This window comes from Aeromonas sp. FDAARGOS 1414 (genome assembly GCF_019047065.1).
In the GTDB taxonomy this organism is placed as follows: domain Bacteria; phylum Pseudomonadota; class Gammaproteobacteria; order Enterobacterales; family Aeromonadaceae; genus Aeromonas; species Aeromonas veronii_A.
Genome location: NZ_CP077210.1, coordinates 3560001 through 3586459, shown reverse-complemented (window position 1 = coordinate 3586459; position 26459 = coordinate 3560001). Strand labels below are relative to the sequence as shown.

At 58.4% G+C, this 26459-nt stretch carries 23 protein-coding genes and 1 pseudogene (1 of these 24 only partly in view); 9 read left to right on the top strand and 15 right to left on the bottom strand.

From position 1 onward, the window contains the following. Nucleotides 1-13: 13 nt before the first annotated feature. Together I6L44_RS16235 and I6L44_RS16230 are read right to left on the bottom strand one after the other, a co-directional pair. Nucleotides 14-1339 carry a 6-phospho-alpha-glucosidase gene (locus tag I6L44_RS16235; protein ID WP_206692012.1) on the bottom strand — a complete coding sequence of 442 codons (1326 nt, stop codon included), beginning with the start codon at nt 1337-1339 and terminating at the stop codon, nt 14-16. Next, nucleotides 1336-2925: an alpha-glucoside-specific PTS transporter subunit IIBC gene (locus tag I6L44_RS16230; protein WP_216954471.1), complete on the bottom strand. Its 1590-nt coding sequence runs from the start codon at nt 2923-2925 to the stop codon at nt 1336-1338. The genes I6L44_RS16235 and I6L44_RS16230 overlap by 4 nt, the downstream gene beginning before the upstream one ends. Before the next feature lie 282 nt (nt 2926-3207). Between I6L44_RS16230 and I6L44_RS16225 the strand changes: the two genes are divergently transcribed. Beyond that, nucleotides 3208-3915 carry a GntR family transcriptional regulator gene (locus I6L44_RS16225; RefSeq protein WP_216952422.1) on the top strand — a complete coding sequence of 236 codons (708 nt, stop codon included), beginning with the start codon at nt 3208-3210 and terminating at the stop codon, nt 3913-3915. Between the two features lie 156 nt (nt 3916-4071). Next, entirely contained in the window at nt 4072-5289 is a 1218-nt protein-coding gene (locus tag I6L44_RS16220) for a 4Fe-4S binding protein (protein WP_216952420.1), read from the top strand. 118 nt (nt 5290-5407) lie between these two features. Here I6L44_RS16220 and I6L44_RS16215 read toward each other — a convergent pair whose 3' ends face one another. The 4 genes from I6L44_RS16215 to glyQ form a co-directional block, all read right to left on the bottom strand. Continuing rightward, entirely contained in the window at nt 5408-6172 is a 765-nt protein-coding gene (locus tag I6L44_RS16215) for an EAL domain-containing protein (RefSeq protein ID WP_216952418.1), read from the bottom strand. A gap of 235 nt (nt 6173-6407) precedes the next feature. Further along, nucleotides 6408-7577, bottom strand: a complete 1170-nt coding sequence (locus I6L44_RS16210) for a DUF3800 domain-containing protein (protein WP_216952416.1) — start codon at nt 7575-7577, stop codon at nt 6408-6410. 103 nt (nt 7578-7680) lie between these two features. After that, nucleotides 7681-9750 (bottom strand): glycine--tRNA ligase subunit beta, encoded by a 2070-nt coding sequence (glyS, locus tag I6L44_RS16205; RefSeq protein ID WP_216952414.1) that lies wholly within the window; start codon nt 9748-9750, stop codon nt 7681-7683. Nucleotides 9751-9759: 9 nt separating this feature from the next. Next, nucleotides 9760-10683, bottom strand: coding sequence for a glycine--tRNA ligase subunit alpha (glyQ, locus tag I6L44_RS16200; RefSeq protein ID WP_005339464.1), 924 nt, complete (start codon nt 10681-10683; stop codon nt 9760-9762). 222 nt (nt 10684-10905) lie between these two features. Between glyQ and I6L44_RS16195 the strand changes: the two genes are divergently transcribed. Then, nucleotides 10906-11478, top strand: coding sequence for a DNA-3-methyladenine glycosylase I (locus tag I6L44_RS16195; protein WP_058059621.1), 573 nt, complete (start codon nt 10906-10908; stop codon nt 11476-11478). A gap of 129 nt (nt 11479-11607) precedes the next feature. Continuing rightward, nucleotides 11608-12264 carry an OmpA family lipoprotein gene (locus tag I6L44_RS16190; protein WP_005339468.1) on the top strand — a complete coding sequence of 219 codons (657 nt, stop codon included), beginning with the start codon at nt 11608-11610 and terminating at the stop codon, nt 12262-12264. A gap of 78 nt (nt 12265-12342) precedes the next feature. Here the strand turns inward: I6L44_RS16190 and I6L44_RS16185 are convergent. The 3 genes and pseudogenes from I6L44_RS16185 to tusA all read right to left on the bottom strand — a co-directional run. Further along, a pseudogene (locus I6L44_RS16185) lies at nt 12343-12432 on the bottom strand (endoribonuclease L-PSP); the annotation flags it as partial. Nucleotides 12433-12460: 28 nt separating this feature from the next. Then, entirely contained in the window at nt 12461-12808 is a 348-nt protein-coding gene (locus I6L44_RS16180; RefSeq protein ID WP_216952410.1) for a RidA family protein, read from the bottom strand. Between the two features lie 21 nt (nt 12809-12829). Next, a complete protein-coding gene (gene tusA / locus I6L44_RS16175; protein WP_005342448.1) occupies nt 12830-13075 on the bottom strand; it encodes a sulfurtransferase TusA in 246 nt (81 codons plus the stop codon). Nucleotides 13076-13244: 169 nt separating this feature from the next. Between tusA and I6L44_RS16170 the strand changes: the two genes are divergently transcribed. Beyond that, nucleotides 13245-13436, top strand: a complete 192-nt coding sequence (locus I6L44_RS16170) for a hypothetical protein (RefSeq protein WP_005339471.1) — start codon at nt 13245-13247, stop codon at nt 13434-13436. A 75-nt stretch (nt 13437-13511) separates the two neighbouring features. Here the strand turns inward: I6L44_RS16170 and I6L44_RS16165 are convergent, their stop codons facing one another. From I6L44_RS16165 to I6L44_RS16140, 6 genes are all read right to left on the bottom strand, one after another. After that, the gene (locus I6L44_RS16165; protein WP_216952408.1) at nt 13512-14750 is read right to left on the bottom strand and encodes an ABC transporter substrate-binding protein; all 1239 of its coding nucleotides are present in this window, start codon (nt 14748-14750) and stop codon (nt 13512-13514) included. A gap of 4 nt (nt 14751-14754) precedes the next feature. Further along, a complete protein-coding gene (locus I6L44_RS16160; RefSeq protein ID WP_005339474.1) occupies nt 14755-16200 on the bottom strand; it encodes an ATP-binding protein in 1446 nt (481 codons plus the stop codon). Continuing rightward, nucleotides 16197-16919 carry a response regulator gene (locus tag I6L44_RS16155; RefSeq protein ID WP_216952406.1) on the bottom strand — a complete coding sequence of 241 codons (723 nt, stop codon included), beginning with the start codon at nt 16917-16919 and terminating at the stop codon, nt 16197-16199. The genes I6L44_RS16160 and I6L44_RS16155 overlap by 4 nt, the downstream gene beginning before the upstream one ends. A 278-nt stretch (nt 16920-17197) precedes the next feature. Then, the gene (fadA, locus tag I6L44_RS16150; RefSeq protein WP_216952405.1) at nt 17198-18382 is read right to left on the bottom strand and encodes an acetyl-CoA C-acyltransferase FadA; all 1185 of its coding nucleotides are present in this window, start codon (nt 18380-18382) and stop codon (nt 17198-17200) included. Continuing rightward, nucleotides 18383-20530, bottom strand: coding sequence for a fatty acid oxidation complex subunit alpha FadB (gene fadB, locus I6L44_RS16145; RefSeq protein ID WP_216952404.1), 2148 nt, complete (start codon nt 20528-20530; stop codon nt 18383-18385). A gap of 204 nt (nt 20531-20734) precedes the next feature. Then, nucleotides 20735-22672, bottom strand: a complete 1938-nt coding sequence (locus tag I6L44_RS16140; protein WP_144716145.1) for an acetoacetate--CoA ligase — start codon at nt 22670-22672, stop codon at nt 20735-20737. Between the two features lie 191 nt (nt 22673-22863). On the opposite strand from I6L44_RS16140, the gene pepQ reads away from it, so the two are divergent. The 4 genes in view from pepQ to hemG are tightly spaced (at most 36 nt apart) and all read left to right on the top strand, a layout consistent with a single transcriptional unit that may run on beyond the window. Continuing rightward, nucleotides 22864-24186 (top strand): Xaa-Pro dipeptidase, encoded by a 1323-nt coding sequence (gene pepQ / locus I6L44_RS16135; protein ID WP_216952401.1) that lies wholly within the window; start codon nt 22864-22866, stop codon nt 24184-24186. Next, the gene (locus I6L44_RS16130; RefSeq protein ID WP_043825947.1) at nt 24186-24803 is read left to right on the top strand and encodes a YigZ family protein; all 618 of its coding nucleotides are present in this window, start codon (nt 24186-24188) and stop codon (nt 24801-24803) included. The genes pepQ and I6L44_RS16130 overlap by 1 nt, the downstream gene beginning before the upstream one ends. 36 nt (nt 24804-24839) lie before the next feature. Further along, complete coding sequence (locus tag I6L44_RS16125; RefSeq protein WP_005339482.1) at nt 24840-26297, top strand: TrkH family potassium uptake protein; 1458 nt, start codon at nt 24840-24842, stop codon at nt 26295-26297. Between the two features lie 7 nt (nt 26298-26304). Beyond that, nucleotides 26305-26459, top strand: partial view of a menaquinone-dependent protoporphyrinogen IX dehydrogenase gene (gene hemG / locus I6L44_RS16120; RefSeq protein ID WP_005339483.1) — the beginning only. The gene runs 370 nt beyond the window's last position; the window shows 155 of its 525 coding nt (coding positions 1-155); the start codon lies at nt 26305-26307; the stop codon falls past the right edge of the window.

Genomic DNA, 26459 nt, shown 5'->3' with positions numbered 1-26459 from the left:
GTTTATGGGCGGTTTATTTCAGTTCCGGCCAGTAGGCTTTGTTGGCCTCTATCAAGTCATCGAGAATGGACTTGGCCACCGATGCACTGGGCACTGTCTTGGATAGGGTGATCGCTTGCCACAGCTTCTGGTAAGAGTGCTCGACCCAGGCTTCGACCACCAGTTTCTCGACCGCGACCTGCTGGCCCATCATGCCCTGCTGGAACAGCGGGATGCTGCCCACCTGCAACGGCTCTGGCCCGCTACTGCCGACCAGGCAGGGGATCTCGACCATGGCTTCCGGGTCAAAGTTGGGGATGGCGCCGCGATTGGGAACGATCAGCAGCATCCGCTCCTGGGTATTGAAGGCGATGGCGGTTGCCAGGTCAACGATATAGGAGGCGTGCTCATCGATCTCCAGCTCGCCCGCTGCTGAATTACCTGCCTTGACGATGTCGGTACAGGCGGTGAAGACCTGCTTCTCGCGGTGCTCCATCACCTCGTTGGCGCGTGTGTGTTCCGGGTTGGAGTGGGCCACCACATAGTCCGGGTAGAGGTAGTACTTCAGATAGGTGTTGGGCAGGGTATCCGGGTCGAGCGCCCATACATCCTTTGCCTTGGCGAAGGTATCGTTCCAGCTTGCTTCGGCATGGCTGGCGCTATTGGGCACATAGCCGTGGCGGGCGACGTGCTCCTTGATCTTCGGCATCAGGTCGTTGCCTTCCAGATCCTCGATGCGGGTCCACCAGCCAAAGTGGTTAAGGCCGTAGTAGCGTACCCGCATCTCTTTGCGGGATTTGAGACCGGCAATCTGGGCCATGCGCCCCTCGATCCCGATCGGCATGTCGCAGATGTTGAGAATTTTGGCGTTGGGACGCAGGCGACGGGTCGCTTCGGCGACGATGGCGGCCGGGTTGGAGTAGTTGAGCATCCAGGCATTGGGTGAGTACTGCTCCATATAGTCGACCAGCTCCAGCACCCCGCCGATGGAGCGCATGCCGTAGGCGATACCGCCCGGGCCGCAGGTCTCCTGACCGACCACCCCATGACGCAGCGGGATCTTCTCGTCCAGCTCGCGCATCGGATATTTGCCAACCCGGATATGGGCCATGACGAAATCTACATCGCTAAACGCTGCTTTGGGGTCGGTGCCATAGCTGAAGGCGATCTCGGGAGCCTTCTCTTTCAGCAAGATTTTGCAGGCTTCGGCAATGATCTCCTGACGGGCACCATCGTTGTCGTAGAATTTGATCTCCTTGAGCGGGAAGCGATGCTGATTTTCCAGCAACATCAGAACGATACCTGGAGTAAAAGTGCTACCACCACCGGCAATGACTACAGAGAATTTTTTCATGATCATGACTCCATTACTAAAGACGATTGTTGATGACTGTTGTTCATAATCGATTCCATATTTTCACGTACCTGAGGTACATGCAGACCGATAATTACCTGGATACTATCGCCATGGCGGACGACCCCATGGGCACCCAATTTAATAAACTCCTCATCTGCTGCTGCCAGTTTGCTGTTAGCCAACGATATTCTTAAGCGGGTGGCACAATTATTCAGGCTGCGTATATTATTGACTCCGCCAAGCGCTTCGATAATTTGTGCTGCACTATCACTGCCACGCTGTTTTTTGGCTGCCTGATAATCTGACTTGGAATAAAGCTTTATTTCACTGTCTTCCCGGCCCGGTGTTTTAAGATTGAGCCGGATAATCAGTGCGCGGAATATCAGGAACCAGATGCCGGTAAAGACCAATCCGATAGCGATCTGGGTGAACATCATTCCCGCATGGTTGTGGAACATGGGTATCCAGTTCTGCGGCAGGAACTGGTCGAGCAGACCTCCACCCATGTTGCCGACCACACCAAACAGGTACATCACAGTCGACATGGTGGCTGCCAGCAGGGCGTGGATGGCAAACAGCAGAGGCGAGATGAAGAGGAAGGTGAACTCCAGCGGCTCGGTGATACCGACCAGAATGGCGGTCAGGGTGGCCGGGATCAGCAGGCCTGCCACCTTGGCCTTGTTCTCTTTGGCTGCCGTGGCATAGATGGCCAGAGCAATCCCCATGGCACCGAAAATCTTCGAGTTGCCGTGCAGGGCGAAGCCACCCTGAGGGAACTGTTCAATCAGCGGGCGAGTGCTCTGGCTGAACTCCAGCATGTGCTGCGCCCAGTAGAGCTGAATGCCTCCCTCTACTGCCGCTGGGCCGAAGATGAAGGGGCCGTAGATAAAGTGATGCAGGCCGGTCGGGATCAAAATCCGCTCGAGGAAGGTGTATACCCACACCCCGACCGGACCCGAGACCAGCATGAAATTCTGCAGGGAGGCGATGCCCATCTGTACTTTTGGCCAGCCGAGCAGTGTCAGCCAGGCACAGGGGATCATCACGAAGAAGGCGACAATGGTGACAAAGGAGCTGCCCTGAAAGATGCCGAGAAAGACCGGCAGTTGGCGATCAAACAGGCGGTTGTGCAGTGCCGTCACGATGCCGGAGATGACGATGGCTCCTATGATGCTGGTATCTAGGGTCTTGATCCCCGCTACCATGGCGAGGCCACTTTCACCCCCTACATCCTGACTGAAGTCGACCCCGAAATAACTGCCCCAGGTCATGCCCATGGCGTTGATAAAATAGTTCCAGGTCATGAAACTGACCAATACAGCCAGACAGGCTCTGGCTTGTGCCTTATTTGCCAGACCGATTGGCAGGCCAATCGCAAATATAAGCGGCATATTCCTGAATACTGTCCAGCCACCCTCTTCAATAATATGGATGATCTGGAAGAATAATCCTTGTGGGTTTGCCAGTGATTCACCGACAAACATCGGGTTTTTCAGCATAATTGCAATGCCTACTACCATACCTGCAAAAGGAAAAAGCAGTACAGGAGTGAACATTGCTCCGCCAAAACGTTGAATTTGACTGAGCATATATTGTCCCTTGGTTGAAATAGCTAATCGAATCCTTGCCGGTGTTGCCTGATGCAAATTAGCAACGATAAAAAGAGACCTCATGAAATATCTTGGAATAATGTGATCTGACGCATGCAGTTATTTAGACAAAGATGTCTAACTTTTGCGATATTGTTGTACCTCTTGGTTTTGTGATGTTCTTGCAGCTTTAGTTTAAATTTAAGTTATTGTTTTTATGCAATTTATCCACTTGCTTAAGAATAAGATGGTTGGCGTTGTGACCACAGGAGATGTCTAGCAGTGATCTATAAATCGGTGGCTGATCGACTCAGGATCAGGGTAAACGGTGCCGAGTGTCGGGTGGGAGATGTGTTGCCGGGCGAAAAAGCGCTGGCAGAACAGTATGGCGTCTCCCGCATGACCATCCGCAGAGCGGTAGATATGTTGATCGAGTGGGGATTGGTCGAGCGGCGCCACGGCAGCGGCACCTATGTGACGAAAAAGGATGTTCAGCATGAGACCAAAGGTCTGAGCGGGTTTACCGAACTGATGCGCGAGCAGGGGCGCACGTTGACCAGCCAGGTGTTGGAATTTCGCACCATGCCTGCGCCACCGGCCATCGCCAGTCAGCTGAGGGTGAAGGTGAATGAACCCGTCTATTACTCCAGCCGGATCCGCTCGGTGGATGGTCGGGCTCTGCTGCTGGAAGAGAGCTATATGCCGGTCAGACTGTTTCGCAATCTGTCGGTCGCCCATCTGGAAGGGTCCAAATTCGACTACATCGAACGGGAGTGCGGCATCGCGATTGCGGGTAACTATGAGTGCTTCAGTGCCGTGCTGGCGGATCGGGTTACTGCCGAGCTGCTCCATATCGAGCAGGGGGCCCCTATCCTGCGGCTCACCTCACTCTCATACAGCGAGAGCGGAGAGTTCCTCAACTACTCCATCATGTTCCGTAATGCCAACGACTATCACGTTGACTACCACCTCCACCGTGCCCGCGGCTAGTGCCTGGCTGATGAGGCAGCGTGTCGTTGAAAGAGGGGAGAGCCTGCGAGGGAGGCATTGGCCATAACTCCTCCCTCGGCCCATGCAGATCAAAATAATCAACTCAAATGTTAGTTATCCTTGCTGCCGGATCCGGATGTAGGCAGTGGGGGATGCATGAGCGTGATTGAAGCGATAACCATGGTGGCCGGTATGGTTTATCTGGTGTTGTTGGCGTGGCAGGTGCGCACCGGCTGGCCGGGGCGTCTTGCGCTCGGCCTGCTGGGGCTGGTCTGGTTGCTGGCGGCCGACAGCCTGCTCTGGCTCGCACTGGGGACGGTCACCGCCGTGCTTGCCCTCCGGCATCAGAGGCGGCCGCTGCCCGTGTTCGGGGCGATCGACAGTCAGCAGTTGCGGGCAGGCACTCGCCATCTGCTGCTGCTCTGCTGGGGGCTGGTCACAGTGCAATACAGCCTGCATATCTGGCAGTTGGGACAGGGGATGAGCCCCTGGCTGGTGCGCCCGGACGTGGTGGATGCCTTCCTGCCCATCGCCGGTGGCCTCGGGCTGCGGGCCTGGTTCGCGCAGGGGTTGGTGGATCCCCACCATCCGGCGGCCACCGTCACCGTACTGGTACTCTCCCTGTTGGCCCTGCTGCTGGGGCGGGCGTTCTGTGCCTGGTTCTGTCCGCTCGGGCTGGTGGGGGAATGGCTGTATGGCCTGCGCCACCGGTTGCTGCCGGGGGAGTGGAGCCCGCCGCGCTGGCTGGATCTTGCCCTGCGCACCCAGAAATTTCTGGTGCTCGGCTTTCTGCTCTTCATCATCCTGCTGGCGGTGCCGGCTGCTGCTCTGCCCGGCTACTTCACCAGCCCCTACCATCAGGCGGCGGATATGAAGATGGGAGCCTTCTTCTTCAACATGACCCTGATCTCGGGTCTGTGCCTCGGCTGGGTGTTGCTGCTTACCGCGACCTTTCGTCAGGGATTCTGCCGCTACCTCTGCCCTTATGGCGCCTGGCTCGCCCTACTGGGGCTACTGACGCCGCTGCGCATTCGCCGTGACCCGGCCCGCTGCCTGCGAAGCCAGGGTCATGACTGCGACAAGTGCAGCCGGGCTTGTCCATCGCGCATTGCGGTGCACCAGCTTATCGCAGTTCGCAGCCTGGAGTGCACCGGCTGCCTGAGCTGCGTGGCAGCCTGCCCCAAGCGGGTCGAGGCCCTGCACCTTGGCAGCAAGGTGCTCCGGCTCGCACCGAGCCGTTTGCTGGGGCTGCTCTGCTTGTTGCTGCTGGTGCTGCCGTTGCTTACGCATGGCCTGTTGGATATCTGGGCCAGCCAGACGCCGCTGGCGATACGGGCTCACCTGTTGCAACTGTTGCCACAGCTGACCCATTAACTGGGGAAGGTGACAGTGTGACCATGGTGCAAGATCACAGGGTACGCACACGGACACCCTCGGGTGTCCGTTTTCTTATTCAGGCGGGGGTGGGTTGAGGGGGCAAGGCCGATATGGCTTACCAGTTGGCGAAATCCACCTCGGGCAGGGTTTCAAAGCCGGGGCGGGCAAACAGATAGCCCTGCATCAGGCTGACGCCCATCTCCCGCAGGCAGGCCATCTCTTCGCGGGTCTCGATCCCCTCCGCCAGCGGGGTGATCTGCAACTCGGCAAACAGCGCCAGACAGTGGCGCACTATGGCTTGTCGGGTCGGGTCCTGGTCGATGCCGCGCAGCAGGTGCATATCGAGTTTGACGATGTTGGGATGAAAATCGGCCAGCAGGTTGAGACCCGAGTAACCGGCGCCAAAGTCATCGATTGCCGTCTTGAAGCCGAGGGCCTGATAGTGATCGACGATGCCGCGAAGATGCTGGCTATCCTGCACCTGCTCCACCTCGGTCAGCTCGAACATGATCTGCGCGATGGGGAAGTGGTGCTCGCGGGCCGCCTGCAGGGTGGTGCGGATGCAGCGCTCCGGGCGGTAGACCGCATTGGGCAGAAAGTTGATGCTCAGCATCCCCCGCATATCGAGGCGGGCGGCCAGCGCGATGGCCTTGATGCGGCACAGCTGATCGAAGCGGTAGCGGTTGTCGTCATTGACCCGGGCAATCACGCTCTGCGCCGGTTCGTTGTTGAGCCCCCGCACCAGCGCCTCGTAGCCGAAGATGGTGTGCTGGCTGCAATCGACGATGGGCTGGAAGGCCATGGTGAAGTCGAAGTCGAGATCTGCTTTCTCCTGACACAGCTGGCAGATGGCGGGGGACGGGGCGGCAGGTATATCCATGACTCTCCTCTCGGGGCGTAGCGGCGCTGGGCACTGTCTCAAATGATAACAGCTCATTACCCCCCTGTAGGTTCGATTAGCGAAGCGTAATCGAACGATCGAGAGGCTTTGATTACGGCTGTTGCCGTGAAACAGGATCGGCCAGCTGGAGGGGGAAGTGCGGCTGGCCGTTATGGTGGGAGAGTTGATTTACGCGAATGTCCGATTACGCCTGACGGCTAATCGAACCTACGAGTTACAACCCCAAATCGTTTAGTGTGGAACGATGTGCAGCCATAAATTTATTGGCCATATCTGCCTGTTCTTTTGTTATTTCCTCCAAGTCTGGAAGTATTGATTCAAATCGTGTAAATCTTTCTTCCATGCCAGAAAAGGAAATTCCATCTACATAAGATTGTTTTAAAAATAGTGACCCTATAACACGTAACTCGGTTGACAATTCTTTCTTTAATATGATCCTGTTTGTTATCCAAAGGTATATATCTACAATCTGTAAACCAATAGATTCTTGGCTTTTTGATATTTCAAGGTTACTGTTGATTAAGTTTTTATTTATCAGGTCTGATTTTTCTATTGATGAAAACAATGGATGGTTAAGATATTTATTTCTGTCTTCCTGTGTTGCTCTTTTCATTCCATCAGAAATCAAACTGGCATTTCGATATGTCTCAATTTGTGCTTTATTAAACTGTGTTTGCATATCAACTGTTATTGATAGAGCTTTTTTTCTGTTTTTTAATTTTAGTCGTCTAGAAATACTTGAAGCAACGAATTGAAATCCAACTGCATTTGGTGATATTGCTTTTTCATCAGGTTGACCAAAGTCCATTGCTAGAGGGTTTTTTATTGCGAACCCAAGTGCATTAATTATTATTTCTTTTGAACGAGCATCCAAGCATGATGTGTTTGTAACAGACCTTATTTCTTCTAAGGTCTGAATGATGTCTGATTCTTTATTTTCTATGTATTTACATGTGCATAGTGCCCATGTTTTCTTTAAAATGTCATCATCTAAAATAGCGGCTAACTTAAGTATTATAAGATAGCGCATAGGGGTCCAATATGTATCCCATCTAACAGCAGGGTTGATACCAGCATCAAATATAGCGTCAAAAAGACAAACAACAGCTAGGGCTCTTTTTTCAATGAAATAATAATCAAATGAAAATTTGAACTTATCCTGTAATAGATAAAGCTCTCGTGATATCTCAGTTAGTTTATTGACTCCGAGATGATTTGCGTGAAGGCAATCAATGTCGAGCTTCTTTGTTATATCTTTGAACCACTGTTTTCCTAATGCATCTACGTTCAATGTGCTGGATAGAACGCCATAAGTTAATATAGGTTGATTTTTATCAAAAAGTTGATTGCCTGTATTACCTGATTCATCCACATGAAAGAACATATTAGTGTTACCTATCGTGTGCAAACGAAGGTGATAGATTAATCTATTTTTAATAAAAACGGCGCCTTAACGGCGCCGTTTTTTATCACTTACTCAACCAAGATCACTGCAGCAGGGAGATATCCGCGACTTGCAGGAACAGGTTGCGCAGGTTGTTCAGCAGAGCCAGACGGTTGGCCTTGAGGGCTTCGTCGTCGGCCATCACCATGACTTCGTTGAAGAAGGTGTCGACCGGTTCGCGCAGGGCGGCCAGACGGGTGAGGGCAGCCTGATAGTCACCGGCAGCGAACAGCGGGGCCAGTTCGGCTTGCAGTTCGGCAACCTGGGTGGCCAGTGCCTTCTCGGCGGCATCGACCAGCAGTTCCGGTTTGACGGCAGTCGGCAATTCGCCTTCGACCTTGGCCAGAATGTTGCTCACGCGCTTGTTGGCGGCAGCCAGTGCCAGTGCGGCATCCAGCGTGCGGAAGTGACTGACGGCCTTGACGCGACGATCGAAGTCGAGCGGACGGGTCGGGCGGCGGGCCAGTACGGCCAGCACCACGTCGGCACCGATGCCTTCGTCCTGATAGGCGGCGCGGAAGCGGCCCAGCATAAAGTCGACCACGTCGGTAACGACGGTTTTGTTGGTCAGCTTGTCACCGTAGACGCGTACCGCTTCTTCAACCAGTTCAACCAGATCCAGATCCAGCTGCTTCTCGGTCATGATGCGCAGGGCACCGATAGCGGCGCGGCGCAGGGCGAACGGGTCCTTGTCACCCTTCGGCAGCATGCCGATGCCGAAGATACCGGCCAGGGTGTCGAACTTGTCGGCCAGCGCGACAGCGCAGGCAACCAGACCGGACGGCAGGGCATCACCGGCAAAGCGCGGCATGTACTGCTCGTTGAGGGCCACGGCCACCGCTTCGTCTTCGCCATCGTGACGGGCGTAGTGCATCCCCATGACACCCTGGGTGTCGGTGAACTCGCCGACCATGTTGGTCATCAGGTCACACTTGGAGAGCAGACCGGCACGCTTGGCCTGAGCCACGTCAGCACCGATGCGCTCGGCGATAAAGCCGGCGACGGTCTCGATACGCTCGACCTTGGCCTTGACGGTGCCCAGCTGTTGCTGGAACAGCACGGTTTCAAGGCGCGGCAGGCGGGAGGCCAGGGTCTGCTTGAGGTCGGTCTTGAAGAAGAACTCGGCGTCAGAGAGACGGGGGCGAACCACCTTCTCGTTGCCGCTGATGATCTGGCTCGGGTCTTTGGACTCAATGTTGGTGACGAAGATGAACTTCGGCAGCAGCTTGCCGCTCTTGTCGTAGACCGGGAAGTACTTCTGGTCACCCTTCATGGTGTGCACCAGCGCTTCAGCCGGCACGGCCAGGAACTTCTCTTCGAAGTTGGCGGTCAGCACCACCGGCCACTCGACCAGTGCGGTCACTTCTTCCAGCAGGGCGTCGTCCAGATCGGCCACGCCACCGAAGGCGGCAGCGGCCGCTTCGACGTCAGCCTTGATCTTGGCCTTGCGCGCCATAAAGTCGGCAATCACCATGCCGCGCTCCTGCAGGATCTGCGGGTACTGGCTGGCGTTGTCGATGGTGAATTCGCTCTCGCCCATAAAGCGGTGGCCGCGAACGGTGCGGGCAGAGTCGATACCCAGAATGTGGGCGGGAACCAGCTCGCCATCCAGCAGCAGGGTCACAGTGAAGACCGGACGTACGAACTGGATGGTCTTGTCGCCCCAGCGCATCATTTTCGGGATCGGCAGTTTGGCCAGTGCGGAGGCGACCAGTTCGCCCAGCAGATCGACGGCCGGACGGCCTTCGACCTTGGCGGTGTGAACCAGCCACTCGCCTTTGTCGGTGACCAGACGCTCGGCCTGCTCAACGGTGATGCCGTTGCCACGGGCCCAGCCTTCGGCAGCCTTGGTCGGCTTGCCTTCGGCATCGAACGCCTGAGCCACGGCCGGGCCGCGCTTCTCGACGCTCTTGCTCGGCTGTTCGCCAGCCAGCTCGCTTACCTTCAGCGCCAGACGGCGCGGTGAAGCAAACCACTCGACGTCGCCGAAGGCCAGATCGGCCTTGGTCAGTTCGGCTTTGAAGTTGTCGGCAAAGGCTTCGGCCAGGGAGCGCAGGGCTTTGGGCGGCAGCTCAGCAGTACCGATCTCTACCAGAAATGTATGTTGTGCCATGTCCGTTCCTTAACCTTGCTTGTTCTCACTGCGCTGACACATAGGGAAGCCCAGCGCTTCGCGGGAGGCGTAGTATGCCTCTGCCACGGCCTTAGTCAGGGTGCGAATGCGCAGGATGTAGCGCTGACGCTCGGTGACCGAGATGGCCTTGCGGGCATCCAGCAGGTTGAAGGAGTGAGCGGCTTTGAGGATGCGCTCGTAGGCAGGCAGCGGCAGCGGTTTTTCCAGTGCCAGCAGATTCTGGGCTTCCTTCTCGTACTGCTCGAAGCAGTGGAACAGGAACTCCACATCGGCGTGTTCGAAGTTGTAGGTGGATTGCTCCACTTCGTTCTGGTGGAACACGTCGCCGTAGGTGGTCTTGCCCAGCGGGCCGTCAGACCAGACCAGATCGTAGACGCTGTCCACGCCCTGAATGTACATGGCCAGACGCTCGAGACCGTAGGTGATCTCGCCGGTGACCGGCTTGCACTCGAGGCCGCCAACCTGCTGGAAGTAGGTGAACTGGGTCACTTCCATGCCGTTCAGCCACACTTCCCAACCCAGACCCCAGGCACCCAGAGTCGGGTTTTCCCAGTTGTCTTCCACGAAGCGGATGTCATGGATTTCAGGGTCCATGCCCAGCTCTTTCAGGGAGCCCAGATAGAGTTCCTGAATGTTGTCGGGGGAAGGCTTGATGATCACCTGGAACTGGTAGTAGTGCTGCAGGCGGTTCGGGTTTTCACCGTAGCGGCCGTCAGTCGGACGGCGGGACGGTTGCACGTAAGCGCAGGCGATGGGCTCCGGGCCCAGGGCACGCAGACAGGTCATGGGGTGGGATGTACCGGCACCCACTTCCATATCCAGCGGCTGAATGATGGTACAGCCCTGGCGGGACCAATAGTCCTGCAGCTGCAGGATCAGGCCCTGAAAGGTTTTGACATCGAATTTTTGCATAATTTTTTTCGCGCGAAGTGAAAATCAGAGCAAGATTTGCTGAATGTGAACCGAGGGAGTATACCGTCTGGCATGGTCGGATAATAGGCGAAATTGCAGCGGATTCGCGGGATGGTGCTGCGCCCTGGCTGGTCGGGCGGGATGTCCGGTATATGATGTGAGCAGTGCCGCCTGCAGAGTGGGCAGGGTCGGGCAAACCGCTGAAAGAACGAGGGAGAGGAAATGGAACTGCGCTGCGCCTGGGTGACCAAGGACCCGGAATACATCGAATACCATGACAAACAGTGGGGCAGGCCGGTCTATGACTCGCGCGAGCTGTTTGCCAAGCTCTGTCTCGACGGCCAGCAGGCGGGGCTGTCGTGGATCACCATCCTCAAGCGCACCGAGAGCTACTACCGCGCCTATGCCGACTTTGATCCGGTGCAGATTGCCCGCTTCGACGAGCAGGATGTAGAGCGGCTGATGCAGGACACCGGCATTATCCGCAACCGGCTCAAGGTGCAGTCGATCATCAGAAATGCCCGCGCTTATCTGGCATTGCAGGAGCAGGGGATCGACTTCGCAGATTACCTGTGGGGCTTTGTTGGCGGCGCCCCCATCGTCAACCAGCGGCAGGGCAACGGCGATATTCCGGCGACCTCGCCGGAGTCGGATGCCATGTCGAAAGCGCTCAAGAAGCTCGGCTTCAACTTCGTCGGCAGCACCATCTGTTACGCCTTTATGCAGGCGGTGGGGATGGTGAACGATCATCTGGTCAGCTGTCCTTGCCACGCCGAGTGTCAGTTACCGCGCTGACAGCCCGCCGATTGCCCAAAAAAACACCACTCTCGCCATCTGTTCAGGCTTGCGTCAGACAATGGCGTGCCAGCGCGTTACAATCCGGCCCCCGGCATGGTGCCGGATTGTTTTCACAGAGGTTTTTTCATGCGAGCCAAGATCCTGGTGCCTGCTCTGGCACTGACCGTTGCCCTGAGCGGCTGTACCACCAACCCCTACACAGGTGAATCCCAGACCTCCAAAGGTGCCTGGGGCGCGCTGGCTGGCGCCGCTGCCGGTGCGGCCGTAGGTGCGCTCTCCTCCAGCAAGGGTGACCGCAAGAAGGGCATCCTGACCGGCGTTGCTGCTGGCGCGGCGCTGGGTGGCGGTATCGGCTACTACATGGACGTGCAGGAAGCCAAGCTGCGCGAGAAACTGCAGGGCACCGGCGTCAGCGTGACCCGCAATGGCAATGAGCTGATCCTCAACATGCCGAACAACGTGACCTTCGACAGCTCCAGCTCCCAGCTGAAAGCGGCCGGTGCCAACACCCTCTCCGGCGTGGCCATGGTCGTTGCCGAGTTCGACAAGACCCGCCTGAACGTAGTTGGTCACACCGACAGCACAGGTTCCCGCGATCTGAACATGAAGCTCTCCCGCGATCGTGCCGATGCCGTTGCCGCTCAGCTGATTGGTCAGGGCGTAGCAGGTAGCCGCATCTCCACCACCGGCGTGGGCCCGGATCAGCCGGTTGCTACCAACAGCACCGCCGCTGGCAAAGCCCAGAACCGTCGCGTGACCATTACCCTGACCCCGACAGCCTAAGTCGTTCAGGTTTCGGTAACGAAAAGGCCCCGCCAGTAATGGCGGGGCCTTTTGCTATCCAGCTGTCGGTATGACTGTTTAGACAGCCGCAGTCAGCTGCACTTCGACCTTGTAGCCTTCATGGGCCAGCCGGGCTTGTACGCAGGCGCGAACCGGCGCGGTGTCGGCATAAGGGGAGGCAGGCATCCCGTTTTACTTAGACAGCGGCAGTCAGCTGCACTTCCACCTTGTAACCTTCGTGGGCCAAGCGGGCCTGTACGCAGGCGCGAACCGGCGCGGTGCCAGCCGGGATCCAGGCATCCCACTGCTCGTTGAAGGCGGCGATGTCCTGAATGTCTTTGAGATAGATGTTGGCCATCAGGATCTTGTCGACGCCGGAGCCGTTGGCTTCCAGCAGGCGTTGCAGGCTTGCCAGCACTTCGCGGGTCTGCTGGTGGATGTCGGCCTCTTCGCTGACGGGCACTTCCACCACGTAGAGGGTGCTATTGTGGATGACCACGTCTGACCAACGCTGGGTGGTGCCGATTCGGGTAATGGTTGTCATGGAGTGCTCCGGTACGGGGGCTTATTGACCCTTGCGGATCAGATAGCGGTAGGGGGCCTGCTCTGTCTCGCTGGCGACCAGGGTGTGATCCATAAAGCGGCAGAAACTGGGGATGTCGCGGGTGGTTGAAGGATCGTCGGCACTGACCAGCAGGGTCTCGCCATCAGCCATCAGCCTCACTTTCTTGCGAACCATCATAACGGGTTCCGGGCAACGAAGCCCGATTGCGTCCAACTCGTGGGTCGCATCGCAGAATAAATCACTCATCTATTATCAACCTTCAACCTATTCGGCTGCCAATGATACTCAGGGCTAAAAAATAATCAAACAAACGACCCATTCACCAGCATATGTAACCGAAATGTTATTCAACCCTATCCAGCTTGCGCCGGACGAGTAATATAAAAATTGAACCATATTCAACAAGGAGGTGAATATGCAGGTCTCCTACGGCAGATTACAAGCCTATGCAGGCATGGGGTTCTTGTCCTTCGCCATGATAGTGATGGGCAGCCCGATCGGGAATACCGGTACCTGGTTCGGCTCCATGGTGATGGTCGGGTTGGGGCTCTGGATCGAGCTCAGCGATTACTATGACGAGGATGAGGACGAGAACGATCAATCCTGAATCGGATGACGATTCAACAACAAAGGCGGAGCAATTCCGCCTTTGTCATTTCTGCCGTTTGGCAATGTGCCCGGATCAGCGGGTCGAGCGCATGGCCCGCTCCAGATGCAGTGCCGTCTGCTCCGGGTTGGCCTTGGGATCGTTGAAGAAGTTGCTCAGCACATCGAGGATCGCCTGCCGCATATTGGTCGGCGTCGCCATCCCTTCTGCCATGCTGGGCAGCAGGTTGTCCTGCTTTTCCGCCAGCAGGAAGTCCTGATAGGAGCGGACGGCGCAGCGGTCGAACTTGCTCATGTCGGGATTGGTCAGCGCCGGAATCGACCCCTTCACCCGATTGAACTCCTCCTGAAATTGCGGCGTCATCAGTAGCTGGGCCAGATCGCCTTGCGCCTGCAGTTGGGCCGGATCCCGCTGTTTAAACATGGCGATGGAGTCGAGGTTGTAGCTGAACAGTCCGGCGCTGCCCGGGCTCGGCAGGCAGGCGATATCCTCACCCGGCCGGTAGTTACCGGCGCTCAGTTCCCCCTTCACCCAGTCCCCCATCACCTGCATGGCGGCGCCACCGCTCTCCAGCAGATTGGTGGCCTGATGCCACTTCAGACCGGCGTATTTTTGCGGCACATAGGCGCGCAGCTGCTGGAAGCGGGTCAGCACCCGCACCATGTCGGGGCCGGTCAGGGTGGCGCTGTCCTGCAGGAGGAACGCCTTGCGATAGAATTCTTTACCGCCCTCACCGAGCGCCACCGTTTCAAACAACACCGCCAGCTGCCAGGGCTCGTTGCCGATGGCGAGCGGGGTGATGCCCCGTTTTTTAAGCTGGTCGGCGACGGTGACAAACTGGGCCCAGTCGGTGGGTGGAGTCAGCTTGTTGCGCTCGAAGATCTTGCGGTTGAGCCACAGCCAGTTGACCCGGTGGATGCCGGTGGGCACCGCCATCAGGGCGCCATTCTGGCTGAGGGTGGCACGCACCATGGGCGGCATCTGACTGTACCAGCCGAGGTGTTCGGCCATCGGGGTGAGATCGCGCAGGAAGCCGAGCCCGGCCCACTCCTTGAGCTCATAGCCCTTGAGGTGGGCCGCTTCTGGCGGGTTGGCGGCCAGTGCCCGGCTTTTCAATACCGTCATGGCACTCTTGCCGCCGCCGCCCTGCACTGCAAAGTCGTTCCACTGGTTGCCCTGTTTGGTCCACTCGGATTTGAGCACTTCGACCGCTTTCGCTTCGCCGCCGGATGTCCACCAGTGCAGTACCTCCACCTGGGAGGCGGCAACGGGAGCAGAGAGCAGGGCGATGACAGAAAAAGACAACCACTTCATAAGGTTACTGCCTTGGTAGGGAGAGCGTGGCCTGCAGGCCACCTTGCGGACGATTTTCCAGCACCAGATCGCCGCCGTGGGCGTGGGCAATGTTGCGGGCGATGCCAAGGCCGAGGCCGGTGCCAGCCTGATCCGTGCTGAGCCGGTAATAGGGTTCGAAGATACGCTCGAACTGATCGTCCGGCAGGCCGGGGCCCTCATCCATGATGAAGAGGATCAGCATCTCCTCGTCATCCATGATGATGATGCGCACCCGCTGGCCATATTTAATGCCGTTGTCCACCAGATTGCCGATGCAGCGTTTGAGCGCCAGCAGCTTGCCGCGATAGGGCCACTTGCAGTGCCCTTCGATGGTCAGCCGCTCGTCGTGCAGGTTCATCGACTCCGCCATCTGTTCAAGCAGGGCGTTGATGTCGATCTCCTCGATATTCTCGTGAATGTCGGTCTCTTTGACCGTCTGCAGCGCCCCTTTCACCATCAGCTCCAGCTCGTCGAGATCCTTGTTGAACTTGGCGATTTGCACCTCGTCGTCGAGCAGTTCGACCCGCAGTCGCAGTCGGGTGATGGGGGTCTTGAGGTCGTGGGAGATGGAGCTGAACAGCCGCTCTCTATCGTCGATATAGCGGCGAATGCGGTGCTGCATGATGTTGAAGGCGCGGGTCGCCGCCACGATTTCCGACGCTCCTTCCTCTTTGAGCGAAGGCTGATCGATATCCTTGCCGAGATTCACCGCCGCCTTGGCGAGACGGCGCAGCGGCCGGGTCTGCCAGCGCACCAGCATAAAGGTGAAGAAGCAGAGGAACACCGTCATCAGGGCGATGAAACGCACCTGGTTGCTCGGCATCACGGTATCGTCGAGGGTCATGTAGGGGGCGGGCAGCAGGGCTGCCAGATAGAGCCACTCCCCCTTTTCAATCTCGATCTGGGTCACCAGTACCGGTGGATTGAGCGGTTCCAGCGACAGGGTGTAGCGGGCCCAGGAGGAGGGGAGATCCGCCAGCAAGGTGTCGTTGTTGAAGACGTGGAGGTCATCGGGCCGGGAGAAATCCACCTTGATCGCCATGGCATCGGAGAGCTTGCGGGTCAGCACTCCCTGCACCTCCTCCAGCACCTGCGTCTTGCGTTCGCTGTCGGGGATGGCGTTGATGTGGATCTCTTCCTCGTTGAGCGAGACGAAGAAGCGGCTGCCCCCCATGTTGCGCAGCTGGTCCAGCGCGATATGGCGATACTGCAGCGGCAGGGATTTGAAGAAGTTGACGGTGGAAGCGGCAGACATGGCGAGGTTGCGGGTGGTGCTGAGCATCCCCTCCAGTTCCCGCTTCTGGATCTGCTGCATCCAGATGCCGGTCAGAATGGTCTGGGAGAGCAGGATGGCCAGCAACAACAGCAGGATCATCCGTGACAACAGGGAGCGGGGCACCAGCGCCCCCCAGGACCACTTGTTGCTCATGGCAGCTCGTGCACCTCGGCAATCAGCATGTAGCCGCTACCGCGGATGGTCTTGATGATGCGCGGGCTCTTGCCGTTGTCGCCCAGCTTCTGGCGCAGACGGCTGATCTGCACGTCGATACCGCGCTCCATCGGCAGGCTTTCGCGGCCGCGGGTGGCATCCGAGATGGTGTCCCGATCCAGCACCACGCCGGGCTGTTGCAGGAACATGCCGAGCAGCATGGCGTCGCTGCCGGAGAGATCCAGCAGGCTGCCATCATCATGGGTCAGCTGGTGGCTCAGGGTGTCGAGGGTCCACTCGGCAAAACGCAGGCGGCGGCTTGGCTCTTTCTCTTTTTCCGGCTGGCGGAATTCGGCGCGGCGCAGCAGCGCCTTGATGCGGGCCTGCAGTTCGCGGGGGCTGAACGGCTTGGCGATATAGTCGTCGGCACCGAGTTCCAGGCCGATCACCCGATCCGCTTCGTCGGAGGCGGCGGTCAGCATGATGATGGGCACCTGGGAGTCACGACGGATCTGCTGGCAGAGGGTAAAACCGTCCTCGCCGGGCATCATGATGTCCAGAATAATCAGGTCCGGGCTGTGCAGGGCGAGTTGCTGGCGCATCTCGTTGCCCTCCGCCGCCGTCAATACCTGAAAGCCCGCCCGGGTCAGGTACTCATTGAGCAGCTCGCGGATCTCTTGGTCGTCATCGACGATCAGCAGTTGTTTGCTCATTGACATATGTATGTGCATCCACCCATTTTTTTGTGCAGATTGAACCTGTCGGGGGAGTAAAAAGCAAGCAAGCCCCCTATCTAATGTGAGGTTTAAGGCAATAACAGCCTATTGATAAGATTAAAACGAAAAAAGGCCGACCCAAACGGGACGGCCAACAGACAGCTTCTGACCACTGACGAGCACCCCGTGTGGCGCTCGTCACAGACTTGAAAAGGGGCCAGTCAGACTGGCCCCGAAAAGGGACAACTCTCAGTAGTGCATCCCGTCGATCCGGTTGGTTATCACACCCGTTCAAACACGGTGGCGATACCCTGACCCAGACCGATACACATGGTGGCAACCCCCAGGGTAGCATCCTTCTCCTCCATCAGATTGATGAGGGTGGTGGAGATGCGGGCACCGGAGCAGCCGAGCGGGTGACCCAGGGCAATGGCGCCACCGTTCAGGTTTACCTTCTCGTCCATCAGATCCTGCAGACCCAGATCCTTCACGCAGGGCAGGGACTGGGCGGCAAACGCCTCGTTCAGCTCGAACAGGTCGATATCACCGACGGTCAGACCGGCACGCTTGAGCGCCTTCTGGGTCGCCGGTACCGGGCCGTAACCCATGATGGCGGCGTCACAGCCGGCGATAGCCATGGCACGTACCTTGGCGCGCGGCGTGAGGCCGAGGGCCTTGGCGCGATCCGCGCTCATCACCAGCATGGCGGCGGCGCCATCGGACAGCGCCGAGGAGCTGCCGGCGGTGACGGTGCCGTTGACCGGGTCAAACACCGGGCGCAGCTGGCTCAGGGTTTCGACCGTGGTCTCCGGGCGGATCACCTCGTCATAGTCGTAGAAGAAGCGGGCGCCGCTGGCGTCATGGCCTTCCAGCCCGACGATCTCCTTGGCAAAACGTCCTTCCACGGTTGCCGCGTGGGCACGGCGGTGGGAGCGGGCGGCAAACTCGTCCTGCTGCTGACGGCTGATGCCGTGCAGCTTGCCGAGCATCTCGGCAGTCAATCCCATCATGCCGGAGGCTTTCGCCACCGATTTGGCCATGCCGGGGTGGAAGTCGACGCCGTGGCTCATCGGTACGTGACCCATGTGCTCGACGCCGCCGATGATGAAGATATCCCCATCACCTACCTGAATGGCGCGGGAGGCGTCGTGCAGCGCCTGCATACTGGAGCCGCACAGACGGTTGACGGTGACCGCCCCCACCTGCTTCGGAATACCGGCCAGCAGCGCGGCGTTGCGGGCGATGTTGAAGCCCTGCTCCAGGGTCTGCTGCACGCAGCCCCAGTAGATATCCTCGATCTCGTTCGGGTCGAGGTTGGGGTTGCGCAGCAGGATGGATTTCATCAGGTGCGCGGACAGATCTTCTGCACGCACGTTGCGGAAGGCGCCGCCCTTGGACCGGCCCATCGGGGTCCGGATACAGTCGACAATGACTACGTCTTTCATGAATGGATCTCCTTTCCGCAATCAGTAGAAGGTTTTGCCCTGGGCAGCCATCTCGCGCAGCTTGTCGCTGACGCGGTAGAGCGGGCCCAAATCGGCATACTGGTCGGCCATGGCCACGTAGCGATCCAGACCGATAGTGTCCAGATAGCGGAACACGCCGCCGCGGAAGGGAGGGAAGCCCAGACCGTAGACCAGCGCGATGTCGGCTTCGGCTGGCGTGGCGACAATGCCCTCTTCCAGACAGAGCACCACCTCGTTGATCATCGGGATCATCATGCGAGCGATGATGGCTTCCTTGTCGAAATCCTGTTTCGGCTTGGCGATGGGGGCCAGCAGCTCGTAAGCAGCGGCGTCGGCCACCTTCTTCGGTTTGCCCTTCTTGTCCTGCTCGTAGGCGTAGAAGCCCTTGCCGTTCTTCTGACCGAAGCGATTCACTTCGTACATCACGTCGATGGCGGTGCGACCTTCCTTGCTCATGCGTGCCGGGAAGCCCTGCGCCATCACATCACCGGCATGGTGACCGGTGTCGATGCCGACCACGTCCAGCAGATAGGCGGGGCCCATGGGCCAGCCAAACTCCTTCTCCATCACCTTGTCGACGGCCGCGAAGTCAGCACCATCGGCGACCAGCTTGTTGAAGCCGAAGAAGTAGGGGAACAGCACCCGGTTGACGAAGAAGCCCGGGCAATCGTTGACCACCACAGGGGACTTGCCCATGGCGGCGGCATAGGCCACCACGCGGTTGATGGTTTCATCGGAGGTTTGCTCGCCGCGGATGATCTCCACCAGTGGCATACGGTGCACCGGGTTGAAGAAGTGCATACCGCAGAAGTTCTGCGGGCGCTTCAGCCCCTTGGCCAGCAGGGAGATGGGAATGGTGGAGGTGTTGCTGGCGAGCACGGCGTCTTCGCCGATGATCCCTTCCACTTCGCCCAGTACGGCGGCTTTCACTTTCGGGTTCTCGACCACGGCTTCGACAACGACGTCCACATGCTTGACGTTGTCATAGCTGAGGGTCGGAGTGATGGCAGAGAGCACCTGACCCATCTTGATGCCGTCGATGCGACCCTTTTCGAGCTGGCCGTTGAGCAGCTTGGTGGCTTCACCCATGCCAAGTGCCAGCGCCTTCTCGTTGATATCCTTCATCACCGCCGGAATGCCCTTGCTGGCAGACTGGTAGGCGATGCCGCCACCCATGATGCCGGCACCCAGTACGGCGGCGTGGCCAGTGGCCTTGGTTGCCTGCTTGGCCGCCTTCTTGGCCAGCGCCTTGATGTGTTGATCGTTGAGGAAGATCCCGACCAGTGCCTTGGCGACATCGGTTTTGGCCAGCTTGATAAAGCCTTGTGCCTCGGCCACCAGAGCTTCGTCACGGCCCATACCTGCGGCGGCCTCGACGGTTTTCACCGCAGTCATCGGCGCCGGATAGTGTTTGCCCGCCACGGCGGCAACCATGCCGGCGGCGGTGGTGAAGCTCATCATGGCTTCCAGTTTGGAGAGGCGCAGCGGCGCTTTCTTGGCGGCGCGACGGCTCTGCCAGTCCAGCTTGCCCGCGATGGCGTCCTTGATCATCTGCAGCGCAGCGCTCTGCAGTGCATCCGGGGCGACCACGGCGTCAATGGCGCCCACCTTGAGGGCGTCATCGGCACGGTAATCCTTGCCGGTGGTGATCCACTCCAGTGCGTTGTCGGCACCGATCACTCGTGGCAGACGGACGGTGCCGCCAAAGCCCGGCATGATGCCGAGTTTGGTCTCGGGCAAGCCAATCTTGGCGCTGGTGTCGGCCAGACGGAAGTCGGTGGAGAGGATGGTCTCGCAGCCGCCGCCCAGAGCGTGGCCCTTGATGGCGGAGAGGGTCGGAACCGGCAGATCTTCGATGGCATTGAAGATGTCGTTGGCCTTTTTCAGCCAGCCGAGCAGATCTTCTTGCGGCAGATCGAACAGTTCCAGGAATTCGGTAATGTCGGCACCGACGATAAAGGCGTCTTTGCCGGAGGTGAGGATCAGACCTTTTAGTTCACGTTCTTGTTGTAATGCGGCGATCGCTTCGCTCAGGGAGAGCAGGGTAGCGCGATCCAGCTTGTTGACTGAACCCGGGGCATCAAACCTCAGCTCGGCGATGCCGTTTTCGAGGTAGCTGACCGACAGGGTTTCGCCTTGGTAGATCATGAGAGTGTCTCCTTGTTCCCACTCAGTGGGGAGTGGTGCTCCTTAATCCCCAGCAGGGGGCGAGGCTCACTATTGATCCAAAAGGAGACATTTTCAACACCTATTTAAAACATTTGTTTAACAGATCTCGAGTAAAAGCTCTTCATCACAAAACGGGCAAAAGAGAGGCGCCTTGCGGCGCCTCGGATGAATATGAGTTTGTTATCAACTGGCTAGTTCCGGCCGGTTGCGATACTGGTTCAGCACCTCGGGATCGGCGAGGGCATGGGTGTTGTTGACCGGCCGGTTGTGTACCACTTCGCGCACCGCCAGTTCGACGATCTTGCCGGACTTGGTGCGGGGGATGGCATCCACCTGCAGGATGCGGGCGGGCACGTGGCGGGCGGTGCAGTGCTGCTTTATTTGCTGGCGGATCCGCTCGCGCAGCGGCTCATCCAGCTTGCAACCCGCCTTGAGCTTGACGAACAGCACCACCCGCTCGTCCTGCTGCCACTGCTGGCCGATGACGATGCTCTCCTCCACCTCGTCGAGTTGTTCAACATAGCGATAGATCTCGCTGGTGCCGATGCGCACGCCGCCCGGGTTGAGGGTGGCGTCGGAGCGGCCGTAGAACAGAATGCCACCGGTCGGGGTCAGCTCGATCCAGTCGCCGTGGCACCAGATGTTGTCGAAGCGCTCGAAGTAGGCGGCGTGGTACTTGTCGCCATTCTCGTCGCCCCAGAAGTAGATGGGCTGGGCCGGGAACGGCTTGGTGCAGACCAGCTCGCCCTTCTCCCCCTGCACCGGCTGGCCCGCTTCGTTGAATACCTGCACTGCGAGACCGAGGCCGCGCCCCTGACTCTCGCCGCGATAGACAGGGCTGAGCGGGTTGCCGATGACGAAGCAGGAGCAGATATCGGTGCCGCCTGAGATGGAGCTGAGCTGCACATTCTGCTTTATCTGCTGATAGACGTAGTCGAATCCTTCCGGCGACAGCACAGAGCCGGTGCTGCAGATCAGCCGCAAGTGCGGCAAATCGTGGCTCTTGATGGGGGCATAACCCTGTTTGTGCAGCGCGTCGAGATACTTGGCCGAGGTGCCGAACAGAGCGACCTGCTCGTCGCGGGCCAGATCCCACAGCACGTTGCCATCCGGGTAAAATGGCGAGCCGTCATAGAGCACCAGGGTGGCGCCGGAGGCGAGGGCGCTCACCAGCCAGTTCCACATCATCCAGCCGCAGGTGGTGAAGTAGAAGATCCGCTCCCCCGGTTTGATGTCGCAGTGCAGCTGGTGCTCTTTCAGGTGTTGCAGCAGGGTGCCGCCAATCCCGTGCACGATGCACTTGGGTTTGCCGGTGGTGCCGGAAGAGTAGAGGATGTAGAGCGCGTCATTGAAAGCCATCGGCTCGAACTGGAGGCTGGCGTCCGGCTGGCTCGCCAGCAGTTGCTGCCAGTCGTGGCCAAGCTGCAGCGGGTTGCCGAGCAGGGGGATCATCACCGTTTGCTCTATGCTGCCGATCTGGCTCACCACGCTGGCGACCTTCTGTTGAATGTCGATAGCTTTGCCGTTGTAGCGATAGCCATCCACCGCAAACAGCACTCGTGGTCGGGTCTGGCCGAAGCGCTCCACCACGCTGGCTTCACCGAAGTCGGGGCTGGTGGAGGTCCAGATCGCCCCAATGCTGGTGGTTGCCAGCATGGCAACCACGGTTTCCGGAATATTGGGCAGGTAGGCGGCGACCACATCGCCACGACCAATCCCCTGATTGCGCAGCCACTGAGCCAGCCGGGCAACCTGATCACTCAGTTCACCCCAGCTCAGAGTACGGCTTGGACCCCCTTCGATGCGGGATATGATGGCCGGGCTCTCGTCTTGACGGCGCAGCAGGTTTTCGGCGAAGTTGAGGCAGCTATCGGGGAACCAGCGAGTGCGCTGCATATCCTGACGGTTCTCCGCCACTATGTTGCCGAGCTCGCCCTTGACGCCGCAGTGTTGCCATACCAGCGGCCAGAAACGGGTGGTCTTCTCCACCGACCATTGGTAAAGCTGCGGATAGTTCTGCAACTGCAAGCCGTGGAAACGGTTCACCTCCGCCATAAAACGGTAGAGGTTGGATTGCTGCATCCCGAGCGGATCCGGTTGCCACAGGCAGAGGTTGTCCATGAGTAATCCCTGACTTCATGTATCTACCGGCAGTGTATTGAATTGTTTTTGATTTGTTAATGATTGGTTTTGTGTTGATAACAAACACGTTTGTAACGTATGCGTTACCTCACGAAGCGGCAGCTTGACGGGTCGAGCCGCCAAGCGCTTGATGTTATGCTGCAATCACATTCACCTCGGAGCAGGACGCCATGAGCAGCTACAGCCAACTTTTTGCCCAGCACCTCGATACCTTGCAGCAGCGCACCCGCGACATTCTGCAACAACAGGGGCTCAGCGGACTGGCCATCCACTCCGGCCAGACTCACCGCATCTTCCTCGATGATCAGGATTATCCGTTCAAGGTAAACCCCCACTTCAAGGCCTGGTTGCCGGTGCTGGACAATCCCCACTGCTGGCTGCTGGTGGACGGGGTGAACAAACCAATCCTGCTGTTCTACCGCCCGGTGGATTTCTGGCACAAAGTAGCGGATCTGCCCAATGCCTTCTGGGTCGAGTTCTTCGATATCCGTTTCCTGACCCGGCCGGAACAGGTGGCCGACCATCTACCTGCCAACAAGCAGGAGTGGGCCTATCTTGGTGGTCATCTGGAAGTGGCCGAGCTGCTGGGTCTGACCCAACCCAATCCGGAGGCGGTACTCAACTACCTGCACTATCACCGCGCCTACAAGACCCACTATGAGCTGGAGTGTCTGCGCGAGGCGAACCGGATCGGGGTACGCGGCCATATTGCCGCCAAGGACTCCTTTATGGCGGGGGCGAGCGAGTTCGAGATTAATCTGGCCTACATGAAGGCGGTCGGGCAGGGGGCCAATGAGGCGCCCTACGGCAATATCGTCGCCATCAACCGCAACGCGGCCATCCTTCACTACACCCATTTGTCCGCCTTGCGGGTGCCGGATGCGGAGCGCCACTCCTTCCTGATCGATGCCGGTGTCGATTTTCACGGTTATGCCTCCGACATCACCCGTACCTGGGCGTGGCGGCGAGGCGAGTTTGCTGATCTGATTGCAGCCCTCGACGAGCAGCAGCAGGAAATCATCAAGGAGATCAAACCGGGTCGCCGCTACAGCGAGCTGCATCTGCAGATGCACCACAAGCTGGCGCGCCTGCTGCAAGCGACCGAGCTGGTGGACATGTCGGTAGACGAGATGATCAACACCGGGGTGACCAACGTCTTCTTCCCTCACGGCCTCGGCCACTTCCTCGGTTTGCAGGTGCACGATGCGGGCGGTTTCATGCAGGATGAGCGCGGCACCCATCTGGCGGCGCCCGAGCTGTTCCCCTATCTGCGCTGCACCCGGGTGATGGAGGTGGGTCAGGTGTTCACCATCGAGCCGGGTCTCTACTTCATCGACAGTTTGCTGGAGCCGCTGCGTCAGGGCGAACAGGGCAAGAGGGTCAACTGGAACAAGGTGGAGGCGCTGCGTCCGTTCGGCGGCATCCGCATCGAAGACAACGTGGTGCTGCACGCCAACGGGGTGGAGAACATGACCAGACAAGCAGGACTCTGATGGCGGCAGCGTACTCCATTCCGGCTGCCCCGCTGGAGTTGACCGAAGAGATAAAGAAGAGTCGCTTCATTACCCTGATCGCCCACACCCCGACCGTCGAGGCGGCCAAGGGGTGGGTCAACGAGATCAAGCGCCAACATCCGGCCGCTCGCCACCACTGCTGGGCCTTTGTGGCGGGCGCGCCGCAAGATAGCCAGGTTTACGGCTTCAGCGATGATGGCGAACCTTCCGGTACCGCGGGCAAGCCGATCCTGGCCCAGCTGATGGGGTCGGGGATCGGTGAAATCTGTGCCGTGGTGGTGCGTTACTACGGCGGCATCCAGCTTGGTACCGGTGGATTGGTCAAAGCCTATGGGGGCGGTGTCGGTGCCGCTCTCAAGCAATTGCCAACTTTGCTCAAGGTGCCGCGCACTCCCTCTCTCATTCACTGCGATTACGGTGACATGGGGACTGTCGAGTCGCTGATCAGCAGCCATAATGGCGAATTGCTGGCGGCGGATTACGGTCAGCAGGTCACCTTGCAGGTGGCGTGGGAGTCCTCGGTTTGGGCTCAGGTGGACCGTGAATTGACCGACCGGACTCATGGGCGGGTATCCCTCAGTCCCTTAGATGGCTAGAATCCATCGCTCTTTAATTGGGGAAAGGGAGCTGTAATGCACATTCTGAGCATTATTCGCATTGTTGGCCTGCTGGTTGCGCTGTTCAGCTCGACCATGCTGTTGCCTGCACTGGTGGCCTTTGGCTATCGGGATGGTGGTGGTGCCGAGTTCGTCAGCTCTTTTCTGATCGCCCTGCTGCTCGGTGTGGTGCTCTGGTTTCCCAATCGCTATCACAAGAAGGAGATGCGCTCGAAAGAGGGCTTTCTGATTGTGGTGCTGTTCTGGACCGTGCTGGGCAGTGTGGGGGCAGTGCCCTTCATCATGAGCGACGTGCCGGATATGTCGGTTTCGGAGGCCTTCTTCGAATCTTTCTCCGGCCTGACCACCACTGGCGCAACGGTACTGACCGGGCTCGATAATCTGCCCAAGGCGTTTCTGTTCTATCGCCAGCTGCTGCAGTGGCTGGGGGGGATGGGGATCATCGTACTGGCGGTGGCCATTCTGCCACTGCTGGGTATCGGGGGTATGCAGCTCTATCGTGCCGAGATCCCGGGGCCGGTGAAGGATACCAAGGTGACGCCGCGCATCGCCGAAACGGCCAAGGCGCTCTGGTTCATCTATCTGCTGCTGACCGCGCTCTGTGCCTTGGCATACTGGCTCGCCGGAATGACGTTGTTCGATGCGGTTTGCCATTCGTTCTCGACGCTGTCGGTCGGTGGCTTCTCCACCCACGATGCCAGCATCGGTTTCTTCAACAGTCCGGTCATCAACCTGATTACCGTGGTGTTCCTGTTGCTGGCCAGCGTGAACTTTGCGCTCCACTTTACCGTCTTCTCCCACCGCCCGGTGCGGCTCGGTCGCTACCTTTACGATTCTGAACTCAAGGTGTTCCTGGCTATCCAGGCAACCTTGGTGATGATCTGCTTTGTCGCCTTGCTGACCCACGGACACTACGCCACCTGGCAAGAGGCGCTCAACCACGGGTTGTTTCAGGCGGTCTCTCTGGGTACCACCACCGGCTACAGCACCACTACCTATGCCGACTGGCCCTCGTTCCTGCCCATGCTGCTGATGTTTTCCGCCTTTATCGGCTGTTGTGCGGGCAGTACGGGCGGAGGCATCAAGGTGATGCGTTTTATGATCCTGTTCATGCAGGGGATGCGCGAGTTGAAGCGGCTGGTTCACCCCAGAGCCATCTATACCTTGAAGCTGGGGAATCGGGCGGTGCCCGAGCGCATCGTCGAGGCGGTGTGGGGCTACTTCGCCACCTATATTATTCTCTTCTTTATGTTCATGTTGCTTTTGCTGATGACGGGACTGAACGAAGTGACCGCATTCACCGCTGTGGCTGCGGCTTTCACCAACGTAGGCCCGGGTTTGGGAGAGGTATCAGCCAACTTCGGCAATATCTCGCCGGCGGCCCAGTGGGTACTGGTGTTGGCTATGTTGTTTGGTCGATTGGAAATTTTTACGCTTCTGGTACTGTTTACTCCTGCATTCTGGCGTAGTTGAGGTTGTTATGGACAAGATTCTGGTGCTTTATTCCTCTCGGGATGGCCAAACCCGCAAAATAGTCGATGTCATGCTGGAGCAGATGCCGGGATGCGAAGTGGTGATGCATGACCTGCATACCTTGCCGATGTGCAACCTCAGCAAGTATGCCAAGGTCTTGAT

Coding starts and splice junctions, on each gene's coding strand:
- I6L44_RS16180 (WP_216952410.1), bottom strand. CDS start 12,808: ATGACAACCATTACCCGAATCGGCACCACCCAGCGTTGGTCAGACGTG.
- glyQ (WP_005339464.1), bottom strand. CDS start 10,683: ATGCAAAAATTCGATGTCAAAACCTTTCAGGGCCTGATCCTGCAGCTG.
- I6L44_RS16210 (WP_216952416.1), bottom strand. CDS start 7,577: ATGTTCTTTCATGTGGATGAATCAGGTAATACAGGCAATCAACTTTTT.
- I6L44_RS16220 (WP_216952420.1), top strand. CDS start 4,072: ATGAGCGTGATTGAAGCGATAACCATGGTGGCCGGTATGGTTTATCTG.
- fadB (WP_216952404.1), bottom strand. CDS start 20,530: ATGATCTACCAAGGCGAAACCCTGTCGGTCAGCTACCTCGAAAACGGC.
- I6L44_RS16230 (WP_216954471.1), bottom strand. CDS start 2,925: ATGCTCAGTCAAATTCAACGTTTTGGCGGAGCAATGTTCACTCCTGTA.
- I6L44_RS16165 (WP_216952408.1), bottom strand. CDS start 14,750: ATGAAGTGGTTGTCTTTTTCTGTCATCGCCCTGCTCTCTGCTCCCGTT.
- glyS (WP_216952414.1), bottom strand. CDS start 9,750: ATGGCACAACATACATTTCTGGTAGAGATCGGTACTGCTGAGCTGCCG.
- I6L44_RS16235 (WP_206692012.1), bottom strand. CDS start 1,339: ATGATCATGAAAAAATTCTCTGTAGTCATTGCCGGTGGTGGTAGCACT.
- I6L44_RS16125 (WP_005339482.1), top strand. CDS start 24,840: ATGCACATTCTGAGCATTATTCGCATTGTTGGCCTGCTGGTTGCGCTG.
- I6L44_RS16170 (WP_005339471.1), top strand. CDS start 13,245: ATGCAGGTCTCCTACGGCAGATTACAAGCCTATGCAGGCATGGGGTTC.
- tusA (WP_005342448.1), bottom strand. CDS start 13,075: ATGAGTGATTTATTCTGCGATGCGACCCACGAGTTGGACGCAATCGGG.
- I6L44_RS16155 (WP_216952406.1), bottom strand. CDS start 16,919: ATGTCAATGAGCAAACAACTGCTGATCGTCGATGACGACCAAGAGATC.
- I6L44_RS16140 (WP_144716145.1), bottom strand. CDS start 22,672: ATGGACAACCTCTGCCTGTGGCAACCGGATCCGCTCGGGATGCAGCAA.
- pepQ (WP_216952401.1), top strand. CDS start 22,864: ATGAGCAGCTACAGCCAACTTTTTGCCCAGCACCTCGATACCTTGCAG.
- I6L44_RS16130 (WP_043825947.1), top strand. CDS start 24,186: ATGGCGGCAGCGTACTCCATTCCGGCTGCCCCGCTGGAGTTGACCGAA.
- I6L44_RS16190 (WP_005339468.1), top strand. CDS start 11,608: ATGCGAGCCAAGATCCTGGTGCCTGCTCTGGCACTGACCGTTGCCCTG.
- I6L44_RS16215 (WP_216952418.1), bottom strand. CDS start 6,172: ATGGATATACCTGCCGCCCCGTCCCCCGCCATCTGCCAGCTGTGTCAG.
- I6L44_RS16160 (WP_005339474.1), bottom strand. CDS start 16,200: ATGAGCAACAAGTGGTCCTGGGGGGCGCTGGTGCCCCGCTCCCTGTTG.
- I6L44_RS16195 (WP_058059621.1), top strand. CDS start 10,906: ATGGAACTGCGCTGCGCCTGGGTGACCAAGGACCCGGAATACATCGAA.